The following is a 247-nucleotide window of genomic DNA, read 5'->3' on the forward strand; positions in this document are numbered from 1 at the left end:
TGCGTGTCTGGCTGGACCGCAACGCGCTGGCAGCACGAGGCCTCACCGTGGGTGATATCGAGGATGCCCTGCGCGCCGAAAACGTCGAGCTGCCCGCCGGCTCCATCGAGTCCGATGATCGCCAGTTCATCGTACGGCTGCCGCGCAACTTCGCCACCGCCGATGACTTTCAGCGGTTGGCGGTTACCCAGGGCAGCAACGGGCACCTGATTCGTCTGGCCGATGTGGCCCGAGTGGAAGTGGGCTC

General features: G+C 65.6%; 1 protein-coding gene. It reads left to right on the plus strand.

Features of this window, described 5'->3' with window-relative positions; all coding sequences use genetic code 11:
• Positions 1 to 47: 47 nt before the first annotated feature.
• On the plus strand, positions 48 to 247 hold a 200-nt coding region (locus V0R37_RS22935; protein ID WP_420376669.1), incomplete at its 3' end, for an efflux RND transporter permease subunit.

The sequence above is a fragment of the Pollutimonas rozaliensis genome (genome assembly GCF_048751585.1).
GTDB lineage: Bacteria > Pseudomonadota > Gammaproteobacteria > Burkholderiales > Burkholderiaceae_B.